Origin of the sequence: Exiguobacterium sp. SH5S4 (genome assembly GCF_004337045.1) — a bacterium.
In the GTDB taxonomy this organism is placed as follows: domain Bacteria; phylum Bacillota; class Bacilli; order Exiguobacteriales; family Exiguobacteriaceae; genus Exiguobacterium; species Exiguobacterium aurantiacum_A.
Genome location: NZ_SJUQ01000059.1, coordinates 1 through 1,175, shown reverse-complemented (window position 1 = coordinate 1,175; position 1,175 = coordinate 1). Strand labels below are relative to the sequence as shown.

At 58.0% G+C, this 1,175-nt stretch carries 1 protein-coding gene; it reads left to right on the top strand.

The features are described from left to right. On the top strand, positions 1-1,161 hold a 1,161-nt coding region (locus tag EVJ32_RS15865), incomplete at its 5' end, for a transposase (RefSeq protein ID WP_131459129.1). Positions 1,162-1,175: the final 14 nt, after the last annotated feature.

Genomic DNA, 1,175 nt, shown 5'->3' with positions numbered 1-1,175 from the left:
CCGTCCTCGCTCACGAAATTCCGCCGCCAACGCATGGACGACGACAAACTGCTGGACAAACTGCTCGCACACACGGTCGAGGTCGCGAAAGAGATGGGGCTGCTGAAGGGACGGACGCTAATCGTCGATTCGACCCATTCCCGGGCCCGGTACGGGCAGAAGCCGATTGGGCAGGCGATCATCGAGGAGGCGAAGCATCTGCGCCAAGCGTGCTATCAGGCATCGGCCGATGCGAAGGGGCGTTTCCCTGAGAAAGTCGATGAGCACGACATCGACCAGCTGCTCGCCTATGCGCTCGCCGTGGCGGAGACCGTAGAGTCCGAGATGCCCGAGCTGATGATGCGGGAGCACATCCGCGACAGGGTGAACCGTGTCCGCGAGCTCGCCGAGGACGCGCATGTCGAGCTACAGGTGTCCAAAGACAGCGATGCCCGGACCGGGCACAAGAGCGCCGACTCCTCCTTCTTCGGCTACAAGCATCACCTCGCGATGACGGAAGAAGGCATCATCACGGCCGTCGTCGTCACGTCAGGCGAGGCGGCGGACGGGAAGCAGTTGACTCGCCTCATCGAGAAGAGCCACGCCGCCGGCGCCGAGTTCGACCACATCGTGGGCGATGCGGCCTATTCGGGCCGAGACAACCTGATCTATGCCGCCTCACAAGGATGTAAGCTCGTCGCCCCATTGAACCCCCGTGTCTATTCCCCTGCAGAGAACCGCGGCGAGGGGTTCACTTACAATAAAGATGCGGAACGCTACGTCTGCCCCGCCGGGCACATGGCCATCCGTAAGGCCCGGACAGGCACGAAGAACATCGGTAAGAATCAAAAAGAGACGCATTATTTTGATATTGAGCTGTGTAAACGATGCCCATTGCGTGAAGGTTGTTACAAGGATGGCGCCAATTCGAAAACGTACAGTGTGTCATTGAAATCGAGGGAACATAGCGAACAGCTCGAATACGAGCAGACCGATGAGTTCAAGGACCATCACCGGAAGCGCTTCGCGATTGAGCCGAAGAACAGCCAACTGAAGAACCCGCAAGGTCTGGCGCGAAACAAAACGTCAGACCTGAAAGGCATGACGTTACAGAGCGTGATGGCGATCATCGCGGTAAACCTGAAGCGGATCATCACCCTCTCAAAAGAAAAAACAGGATAAGGGCAAGGAAAAAG